Raw genomic sequence first — 19098 nt, 5'->3', positions numbered from 1 at the left:
GATGCGGTTACGTTACGTGTAAGCGCTTGCATTCCGACGCGGACAATGACTAGTGTGAGCGTCACCACATCAATTGCGCCGCCGAATCTTTGTACTCAGCGAGGAGTCTTTAGCATGAAGAAAACCAAGTACCTGCTACCGGTCGCAGCCGCCGGTGTTCTGGCACTTACCCTTTCCGCCTGTAGCGGAGATGGTGGCGGTGGAGGATCCACCGCCGGCTCGGAGGATTGCTCCGCCTACGAAAGCTATGGCAAGCATGACGGCAAGACCGTCTCCGTCTACTCCACCATCGTGGACATTGAAGCCACCAACCTCGAGGAATCCTGGGCGCAGTTCGAGAACTGCACAGGCATCACCGTTAAGTACGAGGGCAGCAAGGAATTCGAAACGCAGATCGGTGTCCGTGCCCAGTCCGGCACCGCCCCTGATGTGGCGATCTTCCCGCAGCCCGGTCTTCTTGCCACCCAAGCACGGGCAGGCTACCTGAAGCCAGCTCCGAAGACTGTCTCCGATCTTGTAGACAAGAACTGGTCCCCTGACTGGAAGAAGTACGGCACCGTGGACGGCACGTACTACGCCGCTCCGATGCTGGCCAACGTCAAGGGCTTTGTTTGGTACGCGCCCAAGACCTTCAAGGACAAGGGCTGGGAAGTCCCCAAGACGTGGGACGAAATGATCGAGCTGTCCAAGAAGATTGCCGCGGACGACCCGAACATGAAGCCGTGGTGCGCAGGATTCGAGTCCGGTGAGGCTACCGGCTGGCCCGGCACCGACTGGATCGAGGACGTCGTCCTGCGTGCGCATGGCCCCGAGGTTTACGACCAGTGGGTAGCTCACCAGATCCCCTTCAACGACCCCAAGATCGTTGATTCCTTCAACAAGGCCGGCGATATCCTGCTCAACCAGGAAATGGTCAACGGCGGCTTCGGTGACGTCCGCTCGATCCTGAGCACCGGCTTCGCCCAGGCTGGCCAGCCGGTCCTGGATGGTACGTGCGCCATGCACCACCAGGCCAACTTCCAGGCAGCCAACTGGCCTGCAGGAACCAACGTTGCTGAAGATGGCGACGTGTGGGCCTTCATCACCCCGCCGATCGACGAAAGCAAGGGCAAGGCAGTCACCGGTGGCGGCGAAATGGTGGGCGCATACAAGGACACTGCAGAGGTTCAGTCGTTCCTGGCCTACCTGGCAAGCGCCGACTTTGCCAACAACCGCGTCAAGCTTGGCGGCGTCGTCAGTGCTAACAAGGGCCTGGATCCCAACAACGCACAGTCCGACCTCGACAAACTGACCGTCCAGATCCTTCAGGACCCCGAGACTGTGTTCCGCTTTGACGGCTCTGACCTGATGCCGAGTGCGGTTGGTTCCAACTCCTTCTGGAAGGGCATCGTGCAGTGGATCAACGGCACGTCTTCGCAGGATGTTGCCAACAGCATCGAATCCAGCTGGCCTAAGAGCTAACTCCCAAAGTGCTGCCTCCCCTGACTGGAACTCCCAGGCGGGGAGGCAGCGCTTTTCCCGGAACTTAGTGATTCACTCACGCCCCGGAGGTTGGGTATGGAATTTATAGGAGAAAAACTCCTTCAAGTAGTGATAGCCCTGGCGATATTCGCAGCGGTTATCGGCCTCATCATGTTGTTGGTGGACAGGGCTCCGAAATCAGTCAAGGACAAAGTCACCGTGGCCGGCTTCCTTGCCCCTGCCGCGATCCTGATGCTGGTGGGCCTTGTTTATCCGGCCATTCGCACGTCAATGCTGGCGTTCACGGATGCCAGTGGCAACGGCAACGGCTTCGACAACTTTGTCTGGATGTTCACGCAGCCAGAGGCTCTGACCACTCTGCGGAACACCGTCATCTGGACCGTCCTGGTTCCCTTGCTGTCCACAAGCTTTGGACTTGCATATGCAGTGTTCATCGACAAAGCCCGTGGCGAGCGGGTTCTGAAGTCGTTGGTCTTCATGCCGATGGCCATCTCCTTTGTGGGCGCAGGCATCATTTGGAAGCTCGTATATGACTACCGCGGTCCAAACATCGAGCAGACCGGTGTCATCAACTTCTTCCGGGACGCCTTGGGCATGGATCCCAAGCAGTTCCTTCTGGACGCACCGGAAAACACCATCTTCCTCATCATCGTCATGGTCTGGATCCAGACCGGCTTTGCCATGGTGATTCTCTCCGCTGCTATCAAGGGTGTCCCCGTGGAGCTCATCGAAGCAGCCCGTCTGGATGGGGCCAACGCCTGGCAACAGTTCCGCAATGTCACGGTCCCCGGTATCCGCGGAGCCTTGGTGGTGGTGCTCACAACCATTACCATCGCCACGCTGAAGGTCTTCGATATTGTCCGAACCATGACGGCAGGCAACTACGACACGTCCGTGGTTGCCAACGAAATGTACACGCAGGCTTTCCGTGCCGGTGAGCCAGGACGAGGTGCCGCACTGGCCCTGATCCTGTTCCTGATGGTGCTGCCGATCGTCGTGTACAACGCTCGAGTCCTTCGCAAGCAAAGGGAGATCCATTGACAGCCACGCCAGCCCCGAAAGAGGCCTCGAAGGCCACCCGGCAGCGTCCTGGATCCGATCCCACGGAGGACGCCCAGCCGATCATGCGTCGGGTCAAGACGAAGCTCACGTCCAAGTGGGCAACAGCGGCAGCGATCATCATCGCCGTCGTATGGTCCGTGCCGACGTTCGGCCTGTTTGTCACCTCGTTCCGTCCGGCCGCCAAGCAGGTGGGTCCCCGCTCCAACGGCTGGTGGAATGCCTTTGTTGACTGGGACTTCACGTTCAAGAACTACGCGGACGTCCTGACCCCGGCTGGCTCGCAATCTGCCAACCTCTCCCAGTACTTCGTCAACTCCATAGCCATCGTCATCCCGGTCACCATCTTTGTGCTGGTGCTGGCGTCAATGGCCGCATACGTTTTCGCATGGGGGAAGTTCAAGGGCCGTGACGCACTCTTCATCTTCGTCTTTGCCCTGCAGATCATCCCGCTCCAGATGGCCCTGATTCCGCTCCTGCAATTCTTCACGCAGACCCTGCAACTCCCCGCGGGCTCGTACGCGCAGCTGTGGATAGCTCACACCATGTTCGGCCTCCCGCTGGGCATCTTCCTGCTCCACAACTTCATCTCCGAGATTCCCGGTGAAGTCATTGAAGCAGCAAGGGTGGACGGTGCCGGACACAGCACCATCTTCTGGCGGATCATCCTGCCGTTGTCGGTGCCTGCACTTGCTTCCCTGGCAATCTTCCAGTTCCTGTGGGTGTGGAATGACCTACTGGTGGCGCTGGTGTTCTCCGGTGGAACAGCGGACGTGGCCCCGATTACCCAGCGTCTGGCTGAGATCTCCGGTACCCGTGGCGCCAGGGACTACCTCAACCCGGCAGCGGCATTCGTTTCCATCATCGTCCCGCTCCTGGTGTTCTTCGGATTGCAGCGCTACTTCGTGCGCGGCCTGCTCTCCGGTGGCCTCAAGGGGTAGGAACCGCAGCCTCGGTTGCGTTGCGCGTTACGTCGCCGCGTAACCGAGGGCTGCAAACCACAAGTCCACAATTAAGGTGTGAAGGCGGAGCAACGGCGGCCGGAGAGGGGAGCCTGTGTCAAAAACAACGGGTAGATCCCAACGCGGCGGCCATACGGGCGTTAGCATCGAGGACGTCGCAGCGGCTGCCGGAGTCTCCACCGCCACTGTCTCCAGGGCGGTCCGCGGACTGCCCCGGGTGTCTCCAGCAACCCGGGAAAAGATCCTCGAAGTAGCCAGTTCCCTGGGGTACGTGGCGTCGTCGTCGGCCTCGGGTCTGGCGACGGGCCGCACACGCACCATCGGCGTGCTGGCCCCTTTCGTTAGTCGCTGGTTTTTTTCCAAGGCCATCGAAGGCGCAGACCGGGAACTGCATTCCCGCAAGTACAACCTGTCCTTGTTCAATTTGGGCGGCCACGGCAGCAACCGTGAGCGGCTCTTCAGTTCCACCATGGTCTACAAGCAGATTGATGCCCTGCTGGTGCTATGCATGTCCCTGACCGAGGAAGAGCTGGAACACCTCCACAAGATCGACATCCCGCTGGTAGTGGTGGGTGGTCATGTTGAGGATTGCGCGTACATCGGCATCAATGATTACGACGCCGCGTCCACCGCCGTGCGGCATCTGCTGGACCTGGGCCACAAGGACATCGCTTTGCTTCATGGCGACGATGAGACGGACCTGAACTTCGACGTTCCCCGCGTGCGTATCCGCGCCTTCCAGGAAGTGATGACCGACGCCGGCCTGGCAGTCCGTCCTGAATGGGACCAATGGGGGGACTTCACTGTCGCCAGCGGACAGCAGGCGTTCAACCGGCTCTGGAGTCAGCCCGGCCGTAAACCGACAGCCATCTTCTGCTCGTCCGACGAGATGGCGATGGGCGTCATTTTCGAGGCGGGGCGCCACGGCGTCAGGGTGCCGCAGGACCTCTCAGTCATCGGGATCGACGACCATGACTTCTCGTCGTCCATCGGGCTCACAACCGTGGGCCAGCGGCCCGACAATCAGGCGGAGCTGGCCACCAAAATGCTCCTGGATGAGCTTGACGGTAACCCGGGAGCGGTGCATTCAGAGGTGGCACCCCACAAGCTGATTGTCCGCGAGACAACAGCCCCGCCCAACTTTCCTGGACAGCCAAGCTAAGAAGCGCGGGCCAACTGCCGGATGGGAATCCACCGCGAGGCGAGCCGTCGGTACGCAGCTGCCGCGCCGGTCATGTCGCCTTCAGCCAAGCACTCGATGCCGAGCCGGACATCCATGGGGGATTCGTCCGGGTACACCTTGTCAGCTACGGCACCATAATCCAGCTCCACCATGGACTGAACATGGAAAAGTTCCAGCCATTCCGTGAGCTGCGTCAGGTCGTCCAGCATGTCCAAGTCCGGCGCTGCCAAAGCCAAGTGGGCCACGGCGAAGCGTGCCCGGTCCAGGGCCTCAGTGATGGGTGTCCATACCCGGACGGTCAGAATGCGCCCCTCGGATTCCACCACGTCCTTGCGGTCCGACTCGGTGAAGAGAGAGAACCAACTGAACGGGATTCCCCAGGTTGAGGCTCGGGTATGCACGCGTTTGGCGTCTTCCCCGGCGTTGATGCGATCGATCCTGATTTGGTGCTTGTCCCGCTGCGATACCGGAATAAGAAGATCGGCCAGCGGACTGTGCACGCCGTCCATGAGCGCGTTCGCTGCCAAGCCGGCCCGAATCACCAGCTGGCTGGGGCAGTAGAGCAGCCGTCCGGCGTCGTGATCTTCTTTATTCGCCGCCGTCGCCGACCCCGCCGCGTGCCGTCCGCCCGGCACCCGCGTCATGCGCACCAGGTCAGTGCGGCCGGTGGGGAAGGGGTCACCGCCGGAGCGCGTGATGCGTCCCAGGGAGGCTTGGAGCTCCGCATTTTCGATGGCGGCCCGGGAACCCGCCTTGCTGCCCTCCGCCACGAGTTGGCGCTGCTGCTCGGGCGGGAAGGCCTCGAGGGGCTCGTAAATGCGCAGCGACGACGAGAACGGCAGACCTGCCTGGCCCCGATACAGGTTTCCAGTCATGTCAGCCGCCCCTTTCGTCAGTGACCTTGTACTTAGTCTGCAAGCTCTACGATGACGGGAGCGTGGTCCGAAGCGCCCTTGCCCTTGCGTTCCTCGCGGTCGATGGAAGCGCCGGTGACCCGCGATGCCAGAGCCGGTGATGCGAGGCAGAAGTCGATGCGCATGCCTTCCTTCTTGGGGAAGCGCAGCTGCGTGTAATCCCAGTACGTGTAGACGCCCGGGCCCGGAGTGTAGGGACGGACGACGTCGGTGAATCCGGCTGTTTCGAAGGCGTGGAAGGCGGCGCGCTCGGGTTCGCTGACGTGGGTGTAATTGTTGTTGCGGAAGAGCTCGATGTCCCACACGTCGTCGTCGAAGGGAGCGATGTTCCAGTCACCCATGAGTGCGATCTGGGCGGTCGGTTCGGACTTTACCCATTCGGCTGCGTGGCCCTGCAGGACGTCCAGCCATTTGATCTTGTACGGCATGTGTTCGTCGTCCAGTGAACGGCCGTTGGGCACGTAGAGGCTCCAGATGCGGATGCCGCCGCAGGTGGCTGCGATGGCACGGGCTTCCTGTGCGGGATCCTTGCCTGCCTTGCCGAACGCCGGCTGGTCCAGGAAGGTGCGCTGCACATCGTCCAAACCCACACGGGAAGCGATGGCAACGCCGTTCCACTGGTTCACCCCAAAGTGCGCAACCTCGTACCCCATGCGTTCAAAGAGCTCCCACGGGAAGTTCTCGTCCTTGCACTTGGTCTCCTGGATGGCAAGGACATCACAGTCGCTGCGCTCAAGCCAGGCTTCAACGCGGTCGGCACGGGCGCGGAGGGAGTTCACATTCCAGGTTGCTATCTTCACAGCCACTAACTTACCGAACTTGGCGCTGAGCGCATCCCCTGACGGCTTTTTACCCGGGGGACTCTCAGGGTCAGCGGGCGAACAACGGCGGTGAAGTGGCCAGCTTGCGGAGCCCGATGCCGGACGCGAGCAACAGCAAGCCCGTCACAATCGCGAACCCTGCCAACATCCACACCAGGCTCAGCAGACCGAGACCCGGATTCACCAGCACAACAATCCCGAACACGGTGGTCACCAGGCCCGTCAGGAGCCAGATACCCCAGCTCCGGATAAAATTCCTCGCGGCAAGGGACAGGATGATTTGGGAAAGGCCCAGGACCAGGGCCCACAAGCCAATGAGGACACCGATTGCTGCTGCCGTGATTCCCGGCAAGGCAATTGCCACAATGCCGGCCGCAATGGAGATGAACCCACCTACTACGGTCCAGCGGGAACGGCCGGCGGGGTCGTAAAAGTAATGCGCCACGCTGGTAATGCCGTCAATGATTGCGAAAACTCCGAACATGACAACTACCACCAATGCGGTGGCGCTGGGCAAAACAATGATCAATAGGCCGAAAACTATGGAAAGGACTCCCCGGACCAGCAAAGCAGTTCCCGGGTTTTTGAACATTTTGCGATCCGCTACGTCCGACATACGGTCAGCGTATCCAACCAGCCGCCTTTACCGCATCCCCTCTCGCCGGATAGCTGTGGCAATTGCTGCGGCACGCGTTTCGACACCCAATTTGGCGTAGATGTGCGCGAGGTGGGTTTTGACAGTTGCCTCCGAGATAAACAGCCGTTTCCCGAGGTCGCGGTTGCTGAGGCCTTCGGTGAGGAGGCTGAGCAGCTCTGCTTCGCGGGGAGTGAGGATCTCATCAGGATTCCGCAATTGTTGGAACAGGCGCGAAGCCACCGGCGCACTCATCACGCTCTTCCCCTGCACAGCGCCCCGAACGGCCGCGAAGATCTCCTCCGGGGCCGCGTCCTTGAGCAAATAGCCCATGGCTCCGGCGTCCACCGCGCGGACGATGTCGGCGTCCGAATCGTAGGTGGTGAACACGATGACGGCCTGCTTCGGGTTCCGCTGACGGAGTTGCTTGATGGCCTCGATGCCATCCATCCCGGCACCCATGGCCAAATCCATGAGGACTACCGCGGGCATATGCTCTTGGGCGGCTTCCAGGGCTTCCTCACCGGAGGACGCTTCCCCGACGACGGCGATATCGTCTTGGGTGCCCAACAGCGCCTTGAGTCCGCTCCGGACCACCGTATGGTCATCCACGAGGAGCACGGAGATGGTGTTCACAGGGCCTCCTTCAGGGCGTTTTCCGGATCGGTAACCCGGGCCAGCGGGAACTGCGCCGCGATGATGGTTCCTTCACCGGGCGAGCTCTCCACGGACAATTCTCCGCCCAGCTGTTCAACCCGCTGCCGCATGGCGCGGAGGCCGTATCCTCCGTGTGCCGACGCCGGAGGTACCGCTGCGGGGTCAAAGCCGCGGCCGTCGTCGAACACGTCCAAGGTGACCGCGTCCGGAAGGTACCCCACAGTCACACTGGCGTGGTTCGCGTGGGCGTGGAGTTTGATGTTGGCAGCTGCGCTTTGCGTGACGCGGAGCAGGGCATGCCGCACCTCGGAAGGAAGGGGCTGAGGCGCACCGGTGACCTGGACGTTGATGTTATCCACATATTGCCGTGCTGCATGTTCCAAGGCCTCCGGGAGCGGACCCGTCTCGAGGCCGGGGGCGGAGAGTTCGTGCACCAGGCTGCGGGTGTCGGCGAGGTTGCGCCTGAGCAAATCCGTTGCCTTGCGTACGTCGTCATGGGCGGTTTCGGCTGGCCATGACCGTTGGGCCGCCTCAAGGAGGAGCAGGCTGCTGGCCAGGCCTTGGGTCACGGTGTCGTGGATTTCTCGTGAAACACGCTCGCGTTCGGTGGCGATTCCGGCTTCACGTTGCTTGGCGGCGAGTTGCTCCTGGGCCTGGGTGACGTCGTCGAAAAGCCTGCGTTGCAGTGCCGCGTCGCGTTCAATCTTGTCGTAGATCAGCGTGAGCAGGGCGCCCGCCGCGAGGGGCCCGAGCAGCATGGCGATGTCCGTCCAGTCGCTCATCCGGAAGAGGCCGACGGCGGTAGCGGCCGCCGTCGCACCGCCCGCCACGTAGCCCGACCATCCCCGGAAGGCCGTGCGCGTGAGGAAGAAGATGGCGAAGGAACACCAGGCGAAGCTCGGAGCGACCACCACCAGCGCGGCCCATGCTGCCACTAACGCGACCATCCACGGAATCCACAGCTGTTGCCTACCCCGACGTGGTTGCCGATGGGCCAGCACGGCGGTGACCGCATACAGTGCACACACGGCTATGGCCAGGGCGACGGTCCACAGGTTGTCTGCGGGGGAGTGACGCATGACGTACCTGACCGCGGAGGCCACCATCAGCACGGCAAAGCCCGAATGCACTACGGCATCAAGACGTCCATCGATCCGGTTGCTGGGCTGGTTGCCAGGTTCGGGCCGTAAGCGGGTAGTTGGCATGGGCGGTTCCCGGTTTCAGTTGAAGGCGTTCTTTCCATGCTAGGTCCCCGCGGAGTGGTTGGTCTCTCCACCTTTTGGCTGATACCGGTGGAGGAAAGGTTGAGCCCGTGCACGGCGGCCGGCCGATGTGGCGTGGGGACATTCGCGGAAGCATGGAGCTGTACCCGATGCTTACTACGAGGAGAACACAGTGAAGAAGTCCAAGAAGATGATTGCCGCCGCAGCTGCCGGAGCATTGCTGCTCACCGGCGGAGTGACGGCCGTGGCCAACGCAGTGGCACCCGCTGCCGCGCCTGTTGCAGCGCCCGTGAAGGTTGCCGCAGACGTCCTGCCCGCGCCGGAAAATGTCGTCGCCCAGAACCGCATCTCCGTGGGAGCTTCGAGCAAAGCCGTCAACGCGGCGCTGGCCAAGTGCCAGGCCGACAAGCTGCCGTTCGTGACCGTGGCCCTGGTTGACCGCTTCGGCACCGTCCAGGCCCTCCTTCGCGGTGACAATGCCGCCGAGCACACCATCGAAGCCGCCAAGCAGAAGGCCTACACGGCAGCAGCCTTCGGCGCTCCAACCAGCGAGCTCGCCAAGCGCATCAACGGCAACGGCCCGTCCATCGCCGACCTCCCCGGGACCCTCTTCCTGCCGGGTGGCGTTCCGCTGAAGGTCAACGGCGTTTCCGTTGCGGGCATCGGAGTTGGCGGCGCACCCGACGGCGCACTCGACGAAGCCTGCGCCACTGCCGGCGCCGATACCTTGGCCGCAGCAGCGAAGTAGCCATGAACGCCCTCGGTACAAAAGCGCGGGTGGTGGGGGCGGGCGTGCTGGTGCTCGGGCTGCTGTCCGGATGTACGACGGCGGCCCCGTCGCCTTCCAGCCCGACGCCGACTCAAGCAACCCCCACCCAAGCCGCGTCGTCGAACGCCGGTCCCGGGCCGGCGTCGTCGGCTGCTGTGCCGGCCCAACAATCAGCGGAAGCCAAACTCTCACCGGAGGCCCAAATCGAAACCGACCGACTCCTCATCCTCGCCGCGAAAGCCAACGACGCTGCGAAGGTCCGCGAACTGATCGCGGCGGGTGGCAACGTCAACGCGAAGGACGAGATTCAGGACTCCGCGTTCCTCTACGCCGGCGCCGAGGGTTTCAACGAGGTCCTGCAGCTGACGTTGGCTGCAGGAGCGGATGTTCGCAGCACCAATCGGTACGGCGGCACTGCCCTGATCCCTGCGAGCGAGCATGGGCACACGGAAACTGTTCGGATTCTGATCGCAGCAGGCGTGCCCGTGGACCACGTCAACAATTTGGGGTGGACCGCCATGCAGGAAGCGATCCTGCTTAACAATGGTGGGCCCAATCAGCAGGACGTGGTCCGGCAACTCCTGGCAGCGGGAGCCACCCCGGACATCCGCGACCCCCAAGGCCGAACCGCCCTGCAGAATGCAGAGCGGCTCGGGTTTACGGAGATCGCGGCGCTGATCCGCAACCGCTAGCTACAGCGCTTCCAGCACACTCACGTAGTTGGCGATGCCCACGCCGCCCATGTTCTGGACGGCGCCGCGGCGGGCGTTGGGCAGCTGCATGTCTCCTGCGGTGCCGCTGAGTTGCATCGCGGCGATGACGTGCTGCGATACGCCCGTCGCGCCCACCGGATGCCCCTTGGCTTTCAGGCCGCCGGAGACGTTGATGGGCAGCTTGCCGTCTTTGAAGACCCAACCTTCCTTGATGGCACGTGCGCCCTCGCCGCGGGGAGTAAGACCCATGGCCTCGTACATGATGAGTTCGGCGATGGTGAAGCAGTCATGCACCTCGGCGAAGTCCAGGTCCTCAATGTCCACGCCCGCCATGCCCAGCGCGCGTTCCCACGAAGCCCTCGTGGCGGCGAACTCCGTGGGGTCGCGCTTCTCTGCGGGGAAGAAGTCGTTGGCGTGGCCGAACCCAGCAAGCCGCACTGGTGCGGTTGCGCCTCCGGTCGCCGACGTGGACAGCACGACGGCGGCAGCACCGTCGGAGACCGGCGAACAGTCGGTGCGGCGCAAGGGTTCGGCCACCATGGGGTTCTTCTCGGAGATGGTCCGGCAGAACTCAACGCCGAAGTCCCGGTGCATTTGGGCGTAGGGGTTGTCCATGCCGTTGCGATGGTTCTTGGCGGCGATGGAACCGAGGACGTCGCCGAGGCCATTTTCAAAGCCCGGGCCGTTGATTCCTGCCCCGTACCGCTTGTCGTAGTGCTTGGCTACCTCCGCGAACAGGCCGGTGAAACCGGTGGAGGACGCTTTACCGGCCATCTCGTAGGAAGCACCGAGCAGCGCTGCTCCCACAACGTCCGCGCCGGCGTCGGTCATCTTCTCAGCACCGATCACCAGGACGTTGCGGGCAGTTCCAGACAGGACAGCTTTAACACCTTGTTGGAACGCCGCGGAACCGGAAGCGCAGGCGTTCTCGGTGCGTGTTGCGGGGACGTTGGCAAGGTCCGCCGACAACTGGAGTGCCAGTGACGACGTAAATCCGAGAGGCTGCATACCGGAGTTGAACTGGCCAAGGTAAATTTCGTCGATGTCCTTGGGGGCCAGCCCCGAGTTGCTGATCGCTTCGCCGGCAACCTGGACGATCAGCGACTCCAACGTCTCATCGCCCAGTTTGCCGAACTTGCTGTGCCCCCATCCGGTGAGCAGGATGTCTTTGCCGAACTGGTCCTTCAGGCTCATGCGTGTGCTCCTTCTAGCGTGGGTTCTTCAGCCGTCAGCGCTACCGTGAACGCCGCGTCGGTCTTGATGCGGATTTCTTCCACCGTGAGGCCCGGTGCGAGGCGGGTCAGCAGCAGCCGCGTGCCGCCGTCGTGCTTCTCTGGATCCGGAACTATATCGAAAACGGCCAGGTCCGTGATGATCCGGTCAACGCATTTGAGCCCCGTGAGCGGGAGCGTGCAGTCGGTGACGATCTTGGCCGAACCGTCCTTGGCGTTGTGCTCGGTGAGGACAACCACCCGGGGCGTCCCGGCCACCAAGTCCATGGCGCCGCCCATGCCTTTGACCATCTTGCCGGGGATGGTCCAGTTGGCAAGGTCGCCGGACCCGGACACCTGCATGGCGCCCAGGATGGCCACCTTCACGTGCCCGCCGCGGATCATGCCGAACGACGTGGCGGAGTCGAAAATGCTGCCACCGGGGGTAATGGTGACGGTTTGCTTGCCGGCATTAATAAGGTCCGCGTCCTCCTCGCCCTCAAACGGGAACGGGCCCATGCCCAGCAGGCCGTTCTCGCTCTGGAGTACCACCCGCACGCCGTCGGGCAGGTTATTGGCCACCAACGTTGGAATGCCGATGCCGAGATTTACGTAGTCGCCGTCGTTCAGTTCTTCGGCCGCAATCGCGGCCATCTGGTCACGTGTCCATGCCATGATGATGTGCTCCTTTGCCTTAGGCCGTCAGTGCTTCAGCGCGCCGTGCCTCCGGGCGCGGGCGGACAGTGCGCTGTTCGATGTCCTTGACCCGGTTGATTGCTTGGACGAGCCGCTGCACGTAGACGCCCGGGGTGTCGATGTGGTTGGGATCCAGCTCGCCCGGTTGCACGATGACCTCGGCCTCGGCGATGGTCACCTTGCCAGCTGTGGCGACCACAGGATTGAAGTTCCGGGCCGTGTAGCGGTACACCAGATTGCCGTCGGTATCGGCGGTGTGGGCGTGGACCAGCGCGACGTCGGCGGTGATGGCGCGCTCGCGGACGTACGTCACGCCGTCGAACTCTTCCAACGGCTTGCCTTCGGCAACCAACGTGCCCACGCCGGTTCGTGTGTAGAAAGCAGGAATGCCGGCGCCCCCGGCCCGGAGACGTTCGGCGAGTGTGCCCTGCGGGGTGAACTCAACCTCGAGCTGGCCAGCGAGGTATTGCTCGGCGAAGAGCTTGTTCTCACCCACGTAGGACGCGATGACCTTCCGGACCTGGCCCGCTTCAATCAGGACCCCAAGGCCCTTGCCGTCCACGCCCATGTTGTTGGAAACGATGGTGAGGTCCTTGGCGCCCGACTCACGGACGGCGTCGATCAGGTCCGCGGGGATACCGCTGAGGCCAAAGCCGCCGACGGCGATGGTCAAGCCGTCTGCCATGAGGTCATGGAGCGCCTGGGCTGCGCTGGTGTGGATCTTGGCCATGCTTGACTCCTCTTTGAGTTTTATGTGCGTATCCACTTTGTGGACTGAGTTCCTCTGTAGTGGAGCCTAGGGTTCTTGCGGATGCGGGTCAACGGCGGGATGTGTTGGTGACTCACGCTGTGGACGCTACGCTTAAAGGTGTCCATATTGTGGATGAATTATTCGAAAGGGTGCCGTGATGGTTCAGGGAGCACAAGTAGTAGGCCGGGTAGCCCTGCTGCTTCGCCTGGTGGGACGCAAGCCCGAAGGCACCTCATTGGCTGGCTTGGTACGTGAGTCCGGGCTGACCAGGCCAACCGTGCACCGGCTGCTGACGTCGCTGGCTGCTGAAGGGCTGTTGGAGCACGATTCAGACTCTGGAAAATGGGTGCTGGGCCCGGAGATCTTCCTGCTGGGATCCGTAGCTGCTGCACGTTTCCCCATGGAGGACATCGCCCGGCCGTCGCTGCGCCGGTTGGCTGCCGAGACAGGGGAGAGTGCCTTCTTCTCCATACGTCGTGGAAACGAAACCGTGTGCGTGTTGCGGGAGGAGGGCTCGTTCCCCGTGCGTTCCTTCGTGCTGCACGAGGGGGTGCGGTTCCCGCTGGGAGTCGCGTCGGCAGGGACGGCGATCATGGCTTTCCTGCCTCCCGAAGAGCAGGAATCGTTGCTCAACGACTGGCCGGGGCATGCGGGCGACTTTGCCGCGGGACATCCGGCCCGCGTAGTGCGGGACAACCTGGAGCAGACCCGTTTGGCCGGCTACTCCGTAAATCCCGGGCTGATTCTTGAGGGCAGCTGGGGGATGGGCGCTGCAGTGTTTGACCAGCAGGGAAGGCCGGCGTGGGCTCTTTCCTTGACAGGCATTGAGCCAAGATTCCGGCCGGACCGCCAAGAGTTCCTGGGCAAACTGTTGCTCGAGGAAGCGCACCGAATGACCGCGCGGTTACAAGGCGCTAGCTGAGGTCTAGGCGCATGAGCACCCTGGGGAAGCCGTTGAGCACGGACGTCGTTTCCGCGACCTTTGTGAAACCGGCCTTCTCGAACAGTCGGCGGGTGCCCACGTATGCCATGGTCAGATCCACCTTGCCGCCCTTGTTGTCCACGGGGTAACCCTCGATGGCAGGCGCGCCTTGGCTCTTGGCGAAGTCAATCGCCCCACGCAGTAACTCGTGCGAAATGCCCTTGCCGCGATGCCCGGGCCTCACCCGAATACACCAGACCGACCACACGTTGCTCTCATCCACCTGGGGGATCTTGCGGTTCTTCGCAAAAGTGGTGTCCGCGCGCGGGTGAACCGCTGCCCACCCGACTACTTCGTCGCCGTCGTAGGCTAAAACGCCTGGGGGCGGGTCCATAGCTACCAGCTGCTTAACGAACTTCCCGCGCTCCTGCCTCTGGAGCTCCTGGTTCAGTTTCGACGGGATCCGGTAGCTCAGGCACCAGCACACATTCGCATCGGGGCTCTTGGGCCCCACCATGGTTTTCACGTCATCGAACACCGTCGCGGGTCGAACATCGATTGCCATCCGCCCATCCTGTCACCGGGTTACGCCCCGCCGCAGCAATCACGAATAAAAACTTTTTCAATTCGCACCCATCCACCCCGTCCCATCCTCCGAATAGCTGATGAGACACAAACCGCTAGTGAAGCAAAAGCATCACTTTCAGCCCGTGTCCCGCCAACCAATGGATCCAACGCCCTGGTTCCAAAAACAAGGAGAATGACATGTTGTCCACAAAGCGCCCCGCCCTCGCCTTCGTTGGCCTCACTGCAGCCGCCCTTCTCGGACTTACTGCCTGTGGTGGTTCAAGCACCACCAGCACGCCGGCTGCTTCGTCTGCCGCCCCGGAAACCTCCATGGCGGCACCGTCGCCGTCGGCCTCCGCCATGTCCAGCGCTGCCATGGATCCGGCCGCTAACCTTGTGGGCCCCGGCTGCGCCGGTTATGCCGCACAGGTTCCGGACGGTGCCGGTTCGGTAATGGGCATGGCCCAGGACCCGGTAGCCGTAGCAGCATCGAACAACCCGCTGCTCAAGACCCTGACCGCCGCCGTTTCGGGTCAGCTCAACCCCAAGGTTGACTTGGTCTCCACCCTGAACGGCAGCGAATTCACGGTGTTCGCACCGGTTGACGATGCTTTCGCCAAGATCGACCCCGCCACAATCGAGACGCTCAAGACGGACGATGCCCTGCTGAGCAAGATTCTCACCTACCACGTAGTCCCCGGTCAGCTGACCCCGGACCAGATCGTCGGCACCCACAAGACTGTCCAGGGTGGCGAAGTGACGGTTGCCGGCACCAAGGATGCCCTCACGGTTGACGGAGCTTCCAACGTGATCTGCGGCGGTGTTCAGACCGCCAACGCCACGGTTTACCTGATCGATTCAGTGCTGATGCCCAAATAGGCCTTAGCTTCCACCAGCACTAACAGCAAAGCAGGCGCCGGAATCCGGCGCCTGCTTTGTTGTGTAGGGACTAGCTGTTGTGTTGGGCTCTAGCGGCTGAAGTCAGTGTCGACGTAGGAGCCGGCCCGGTTGTGTTCGGACCCGCAGGGGCAGTGGTCAACCTCAATACGCACTGTCATTGGTTTGGATGAGTCCAAGGTAAGAGTCACATCCTTGCCGGCCTGGGCGCTGGACTGAGTGTTGAGGCGAAGGGTGCCCTGGGTAGCGATTTTGGACATGGTAAACCTTCCTGATGTCTTAAGTGAGGGTCCGTTGAAGCCGGGCTATTTGTCGTCTGATTCCAGTTGGGGTTTGCCAACCAACGGAATGGTTCCCGTGGGTGTTCCCCCGACGCAGTCGGACTCCGTGCATTTTTCAGCGCAATCGTGCTTGGTGACGAGGTCGAACTGAACGCCGCCGTGTTGTTCGACGCCCGTCCGGATGGCTCGTTCCACCACTGAAGTGGCCAAGCGCTTGTGCAACTGCAGCGGGTCGCGGCGGAGGTCTTTGACCAGTGCGAAACAGAGCAGCAGCATGACGATCACGAAAGGCAGCGCCGCCACGATGGTTACTCTTTGCAGGCCTGACAACGCTTCCGATGGTTTATCGCCGCCTGCAAGCAGCATGACCGCTGCCACTGCGCCGGTGAGGCTTCCCCAGAAGATCACCACTCCTCGACGCGGGTGCTCGGCACCATTGGAGCTGAGGGATCCCATCACGATGGAGGCTGCGTCGGCGCCGGTGACGAAGAATATCGCCACCAGGACCATGGCCAGGACAATGACGGCTGCGGTCAGCCAACCAGGCATGCCAAGGTTCTTGACCAGATCGAAGAGCGCGCCGTCGAAGTTGATGGAGGGCGCGCCGTCCACCATGGTTACAAGGCCCGGTGTGCCGGCTTTGTCAGCTTCTTGCTGGACGTGGAACGCAGCCCCGCCGAAAATGCCGAACCAGATGACGCTGACAACGCTGGGCACCAGCAGGACGCCGGTGACGAATTGGCGGATGGTGCGGCCACGGCTGATGCGGGCGATGAACATTCCGACGAAGGGCGTCCAGGAGATCCACCAAGCCCAGTAGAAGATGGTCCAGCTGGTCATCCAGCTGCGCAAGGAGTCGTCTCCCACAGCTTCGGTCCGTGAGGACATTTCGGCGAGGTCCCTGGCGTAGTCACCCACGGCGGAAGGGATGAGATTGAGGATGAACAGGGTGGGACCGGCAACGAACACAATAAGGGCCAGGACAACCGCCAACACCATGTTGATGTTGGAGAGCCACTGGATGCCGCGGCTGATGCCTGAAACAGCGGATGCCACGAAGCAGAAGGTCAGAATCGCGACGATGACCACCAGCACGGGAGTGCCGACCTCACCCAGCCATCCATTGGATGTCATGCCGCTGCCGATCTGGAGTGCGCCGAGGCCCAGTGAGGCGGCGGTTCCGAAGAGCGTGGCGAAGATGGCCAGGATGTTGATGAACTTCCCAAGCGGACCTTCCACCATGCGGATGCCGAAAAGCGATGTGAAGGCTGCGGAGACCAGCTGCTTGCGGCCCAGCCGGTAGGTGCCGTAGGCCATGGCGATGCCGACCACTGCGTACATGGCCCAGGGGTGCAAGGTCCAGTGGAAGATGGATGTGGCCATGGCCGTCTGGATGGCTGCTGGTGTGCGGCCGTCCACGGTGCCCGGGGGCGGTGAGATGTAGTGGTACAGCGGTTCAGCCACACCGTAGAACATGAGCCCGATGCCCATGCCTGCGGCGAACATCATGGCTACCCAGGAGATGGTACGGAACTCAGGCTTCTCTCCGTCTTTGCCCAGCGGGATGTTGCCAAACTTGCCGAGGGCAAGCCACAGGACGAAGACGACGAACAATGATGCGAGGACCATGAACAGCCAGCCCGTGTACTCCATGACCCAGTTCAGGGCGCCTTTGGAGGTCGCGGAAAGGCTGTCCCTTCCGACGAAGCCCCAGACCACGAAGGCGACGGCGATGGCGCCTGTGATCCCGAAGGTGACTTTGTCGAGAGTAAGTTTGCGGTTCCGGCGGGCCGAAACGGCCTGCTCGGTCTTGGCGTGGCGCAGCTCTTCCATGATCTGTTCGTACTCTTCAGAATCGGGAAGGATTTCTGCGCCTCCGTCCTCAGCGTCGAGGGCTGCCAAGGTGGTGTCGGGGGAGACGCTGATGACTTCTTCAGGGTTCTCCGCGCGGGCGGGGTTGGTTGGGCTGGCTGCAGCCGGGGTACCTGCCACGTGTCCGTTGGCAGGTATTTCCTCGGGTGTCAGCGGTTTTGTGTCACTGTTTATAGCCATGAGCGGGTCCTTTGCTCGGCGTGTCATGAGCCTGCGTTTCTACGAGGCCTTGGTAAATGGATCGGCGGGAAGGTTGGGGCTTCCTCCGATCCGATGATCATGGCGGGCCGTGGCGCCTCCCCGAGTGCGCGGTCACGGAGCGGGCAGGCGATAGGGATGATTCACCTCTTCTGGTTCGTGGGACGGGGGCGGCTGAGTCGTCGGTCGATGCTCCAGGGCGTGTTCCGCAGGAATCAACAACATCCGCGCTATGCAACAGAGTGCGCTCCGTCACATCCAAAGTCAAGGGCTTCCCGCTCTTTAACAGCAAATTGATATATCAATTGGCTGGAAGAGAAACGTTGCGTATCATGGGTGGGGTTGCGAATAACGCGTCCCTGATGGCATCAGGGGACAGCGAGCGTCACTCCGGCGAGCTTCGTTCCGGAAAGTAGTGAGGGTATGGCTGAGCCGCGGTAGCTAGCGCGGCCTGTAGCCCATACGGGCACTGATGGTCAGTCCCGCCTCCCGGAGGCTCTTGATGAGCCCTGGCTGTTCCTCGGGTGAAAAGCGGAACGCCGGACCGGAAATGCTGACGGCGGCAATGACGCTGCCCGCGTGGTTGAAAATGGGCACAGCAACGGCAGTAAGGCCGATTTCAAATTCTTCGTGGACTGTGGCGTACCCGTTGCGGGCCACGTCGAGCAGCTGCTTTTCCAGCTCCCCGCGGTTTGTCACGGTTCGTGGCGTTCGTGCGGGCAGGCCCACTGCCTTGAAGACCTGGGTTCTTTCGTCGGCGGTCAGTGCAGCAAGGAGAACCTTGCCGCTGGACGTTGCGTGCAGCGGCGTCAAGCTGCCCACCCAGTCGTAAGTGGCCAGTGTGGAGGGCCCCATCGCCTGATCCACGTTGACAGCGTAGTTGGACCTCAGGACGGCCAGGTTGACGGTTTCCTTGTACTCGGCTGCCAGTGCTTCAAGGACTTCCCGCGCCTCATGCACCACGCTTAGCCTGCCCGGAATTGACGATGCGAGGCGGAGGATCCCAAAGCCCAGCTGGTACTTGCCGCGCTCACTGTTCTGCCGGACGATGTCGCGGTTGACCAAGGAGCCCACCAGCCTGGACACGGTGGATTTGTGGATGCCCATTTCTTCGGCGATTTCGCTCACTCCGGCATCGCCTTCGCGGGCCAGGATTTCCAGGATCTGGAGCGCGCGGTCCACAGATTGGACGCCGCCGCCTTGGGCGTCTGCGCCCTTGTCAGTGTCCGCGTGGTTGCGTTCGGCCATGATGCCCCGTGTCGTTGTCCAGGCAGGCCGCCTTGGGC

At 62.2% G+C, this 19098-nt stretch carries 20 protein-coding genes; 8 read left to right on the top strand and 12 right to left on the bottom strand.

The genetic code is table 11. The annotated features are described in order from the left end of the window. Window positions 1-114 precede the first annotated feature (114 nt). The 4 genes from J3A64_RS15950 to J3A64_RS15935 all read left to right on the top strand — a co-directional run bounded on the left by J3A64_RS15950 (window position 115) and on the right by J3A64_RS15935 (window position 4665). Window positions 115-1461, top strand: a complete 1347-nt coding sequence (locus J3A64_RS15950) for an ABC transporter substrate-binding protein (RefSeq protein WP_011773215.1) — start codon at window positions 115-117, stop codon at window positions 1459-1461. Between the two features lie 96 nt (window positions 1462-1557). Further along, window positions 1558-2523, top strand: coding sequence for a carbohydrate ABC transporter permease (locus tag J3A64_RS15945; protein ID WP_011773216.1), 966 nt, complete (start codon window positions 1558-1560; stop codon window positions 2521-2523). After that, window positions 2520-3482 (top strand): carbohydrate ABC transporter permease, encoded by a 963-nt coding sequence (locus J3A64_RS15940; protein WP_011773217.1) that lies wholly within the window; start codon window positions 2520-2522, stop codon window positions 3480-3482. The genes J3A64_RS15945 and J3A64_RS15940 overlap by 4 nt, the downstream gene beginning before the upstream one ends. A gap of 115 nt (window positions 3483-3597) precedes the next feature. Next, window positions 3598-4665: a LacI family DNA-binding transcriptional regulator gene (locus J3A64_RS15935; RefSeq protein ID WP_011773218.1), complete on the top strand. Its 1068-nt coding sequence runs from the start codon at window positions 3598-3600 to the stop codon at window positions 4663-4665. Here the strand turns inward: J3A64_RS15935 and J3A64_RS15930 are convergent. The 5 genes from J3A64_RS15930 to J3A64_RS15910 all read right to left on the bottom strand — a co-directional run bounded on the left by J3A64_RS15930 (window position 4662) and on the right by J3A64_RS15910 (window position 8917). Then, window positions 4662-5561, bottom strand: coding sequence for a hypothetical protein (locus J3A64_RS15930; RefSeq protein ID WP_011773219.1), 900 nt, complete (start codon window positions 5559-5561; stop codon window positions 4662-4664). The two genes, J3A64_RS15935 and J3A64_RS15930, sit on opposite strands and share 4 nt — an antisense overlap. Before the next feature lie 32 nt (window positions 5562-5593). Beyond that, window positions 5594-6400 (bottom strand): exodeoxyribonuclease III, encoded by an 807-nt coding sequence (locus J3A64_RS15925; RefSeq protein ID WP_011773220.1) that lies wholly within the window; start codon window positions 6398-6400, stop codon window positions 5594-5596. A gap of 70 nt (window positions 6401-6470) precedes the next feature. Next, window positions 6471-7037 (bottom strand): HdeD family acid-resistance protein, encoded by a 567-nt coding sequence (locus J3A64_RS15920; RefSeq protein WP_011773221.1) that lies wholly within the window; start codon window positions 7035-7037, stop codon window positions 6471-6473. A 27-nt stretch (window positions 7038-7064) separates the two neighbouring features. Beyond that, window positions 7065-7691: a response regulator transcription factor gene (locus tag J3A64_RS15915; protein WP_210064834.1), complete on the bottom strand. Its 627-nt coding sequence runs from the start codon at window positions 7689-7691 to the stop codon at window positions 7065-7067. Then, window positions 7688-8917 carry a sensor histidine kinase gene (locus J3A64_RS15910; protein ID WP_210064831.1) on the bottom strand — a complete coding sequence of 410 codons (1230 nt, stop codon included), beginning with the start codon at window positions 8915-8917 and terminating at the stop codon, window positions 7688-7690. The genes J3A64_RS15915 and J3A64_RS15910 overlap by 4 nt, the downstream gene beginning before the upstream one ends. Before the next feature lie 190 nt (window positions 8918-9107). Here J3A64_RS15910 and J3A64_RS15905 point away from each other — a divergent pair, with 190 nt between their 5' ends. Next, window positions 9108-9683, top strand: a complete 576-nt coding sequence (locus J3A64_RS15905; RefSeq protein WP_210064830.1) for a heme-binding protein — start codon at window positions 9108-9110, stop codon at window positions 9681-9683. Window positions 9684-9685: 2 nt separating this feature from the next. Next, window positions 9686-10396, top strand: a complete 711-nt coding sequence (locus J3A64_RS15900) for an ankyrin repeat domain-containing protein (protein ID WP_210064828.1) — start codon at window positions 9686-9688, stop codon at window positions 10394-10396. On the opposite strand, the gene J3A64_RS15895 is transcribed toward J3A64_RS15900, so the two are convergent. Genes J3A64_RS15895 through J3A64_RS15885 form a run of 3 tightly spaced genes read right to left on the bottom strand, consistent with a single transcriptional unit; the run spans window position 10397 to window position 13054 of the window. Further along, window positions 10397-11611, bottom strand: coding sequence for an acetyl-CoA acetyltransferase (locus J3A64_RS15895; RefSeq protein ID WP_210064826.1), 1215 nt, complete (start codon window positions 11609-11611; stop codon window positions 10397-10399). It lies immediately after the preceding gene. Then, window positions 11608-12303 carry a 3-oxoacid CoA-transferase subunit B gene (locus tag J3A64_RS15890; protein ID WP_014920578.1) on the bottom strand — a complete coding sequence of 232 codons (696 nt, stop codon included), beginning with the start codon at window positions 12301-12303 and terminating at the stop codon, window positions 11608-11610. Before J3A64_RS15890 ends, J3A64_RS15895 begins: the two co-directional genes overlap by 4 nt. Window positions 12304-12322: 19 nt before the next feature. Further along, window positions 12323-13054 carry a CoA transferase subunit A gene (locus tag J3A64_RS15885; protein WP_011773228.1) on the bottom strand — a complete coding sequence of 244 codons (732 nt, stop codon included), beginning with the start codon at window positions 13052-13054 and terminating at the stop codon, window positions 12323-12325. Between the two features lie 178 nt (window positions 13055-13232). Between J3A64_RS15885 and J3A64_RS15880 the strand changes: the two genes are divergently transcribed. Next, window positions 13233-13997 (top strand): IclR family transcriptional regulator, encoded by a 765-nt coding sequence (locus J3A64_RS15880; RefSeq protein WP_210064824.1) that lies wholly within the window; start codon window positions 13233-13235, stop codon window positions 13995-13997. On the opposite strand, the gene J3A64_RS15875 is transcribed toward J3A64_RS15880, so the two are convergent. Further along, entirely contained in the window at window positions 13990-14562 is a 573-nt protein-coding gene (locus J3A64_RS15875) for a GNAT family N-acetyltransferase (RefSeq protein ID WP_210064822.1), read from the bottom strand. The genes J3A64_RS15880 and J3A64_RS15875 overlap by 8 nt on opposite strands. Window positions 14563-14762: 200 nt before the next feature. On the opposite strand from J3A64_RS15875, the gene J3A64_RS15870 reads away from it, so the two are divergent. Next, the gene (locus J3A64_RS15870) at window positions 14763-15443 is read left to right on the top strand and encodes a fasciclin domain-containing protein (RefSeq protein ID WP_014920580.1); all 681 of its coding nucleotides are present in this window, start codon (window positions 14763-14765) and stop codon (window positions 15441-15443) included. A gap of 89 nt (window positions 15444-15532) precedes the next feature. On the opposite strand, the gene J3A64_RS15865 is transcribed toward J3A64_RS15870, so the two are convergent. The 3 genes from J3A64_RS15865 to J3A64_RS15855 all read right to left on the bottom strand — a co-directional run bounded on the left by J3A64_RS15865 (window position 15533) and on the right by J3A64_RS15855 (window position 19060). Then, window positions 15533-15721: a hypothetical protein gene (locus J3A64_RS15865; protein WP_011773232.1), complete on the bottom strand. Its 189-nt coding sequence runs from the start codon at window positions 15719-15721 to the stop codon at window positions 15533-15535. Window positions 15722-15766: 45 nt separating this feature from the next. Then, a complete protein-coding gene (locus J3A64_RS15860) occupies window positions 15767-17794 on the bottom strand; it encodes a BCCT family transporter (protein ID WP_011773233.1) in 2028 nt (675 codons plus the stop codon). Between the two features lie 459 nt (window positions 17795-18253). After that, window positions 18254-19060 (bottom strand): IclR family transcriptional regulator, encoded by an 807-nt coding sequence (locus tag J3A64_RS15855; protein ID WP_011773234.1) that lies wholly within the window; start codon window positions 19058-19060, stop codon window positions 18254-18256. Window positions 19061-19098: the final 38 nt, after the last annotated feature.

Source organism: Pseudarthrobacter sp. PvP004 (assembly GCF_017876035.1).
Classification (GTDB): Bacteria; Actinomycetota; Actinomycetes; order Actinomycetales; family Micrococcaceae; genus Arthrobacter; species Arthrobacter aurescens_A.
The sequence above is the reverse complement of the archived record's forward strand: the minus strand, read 5'-3'. Positions and strand labels throughout refer to the sequence as shown.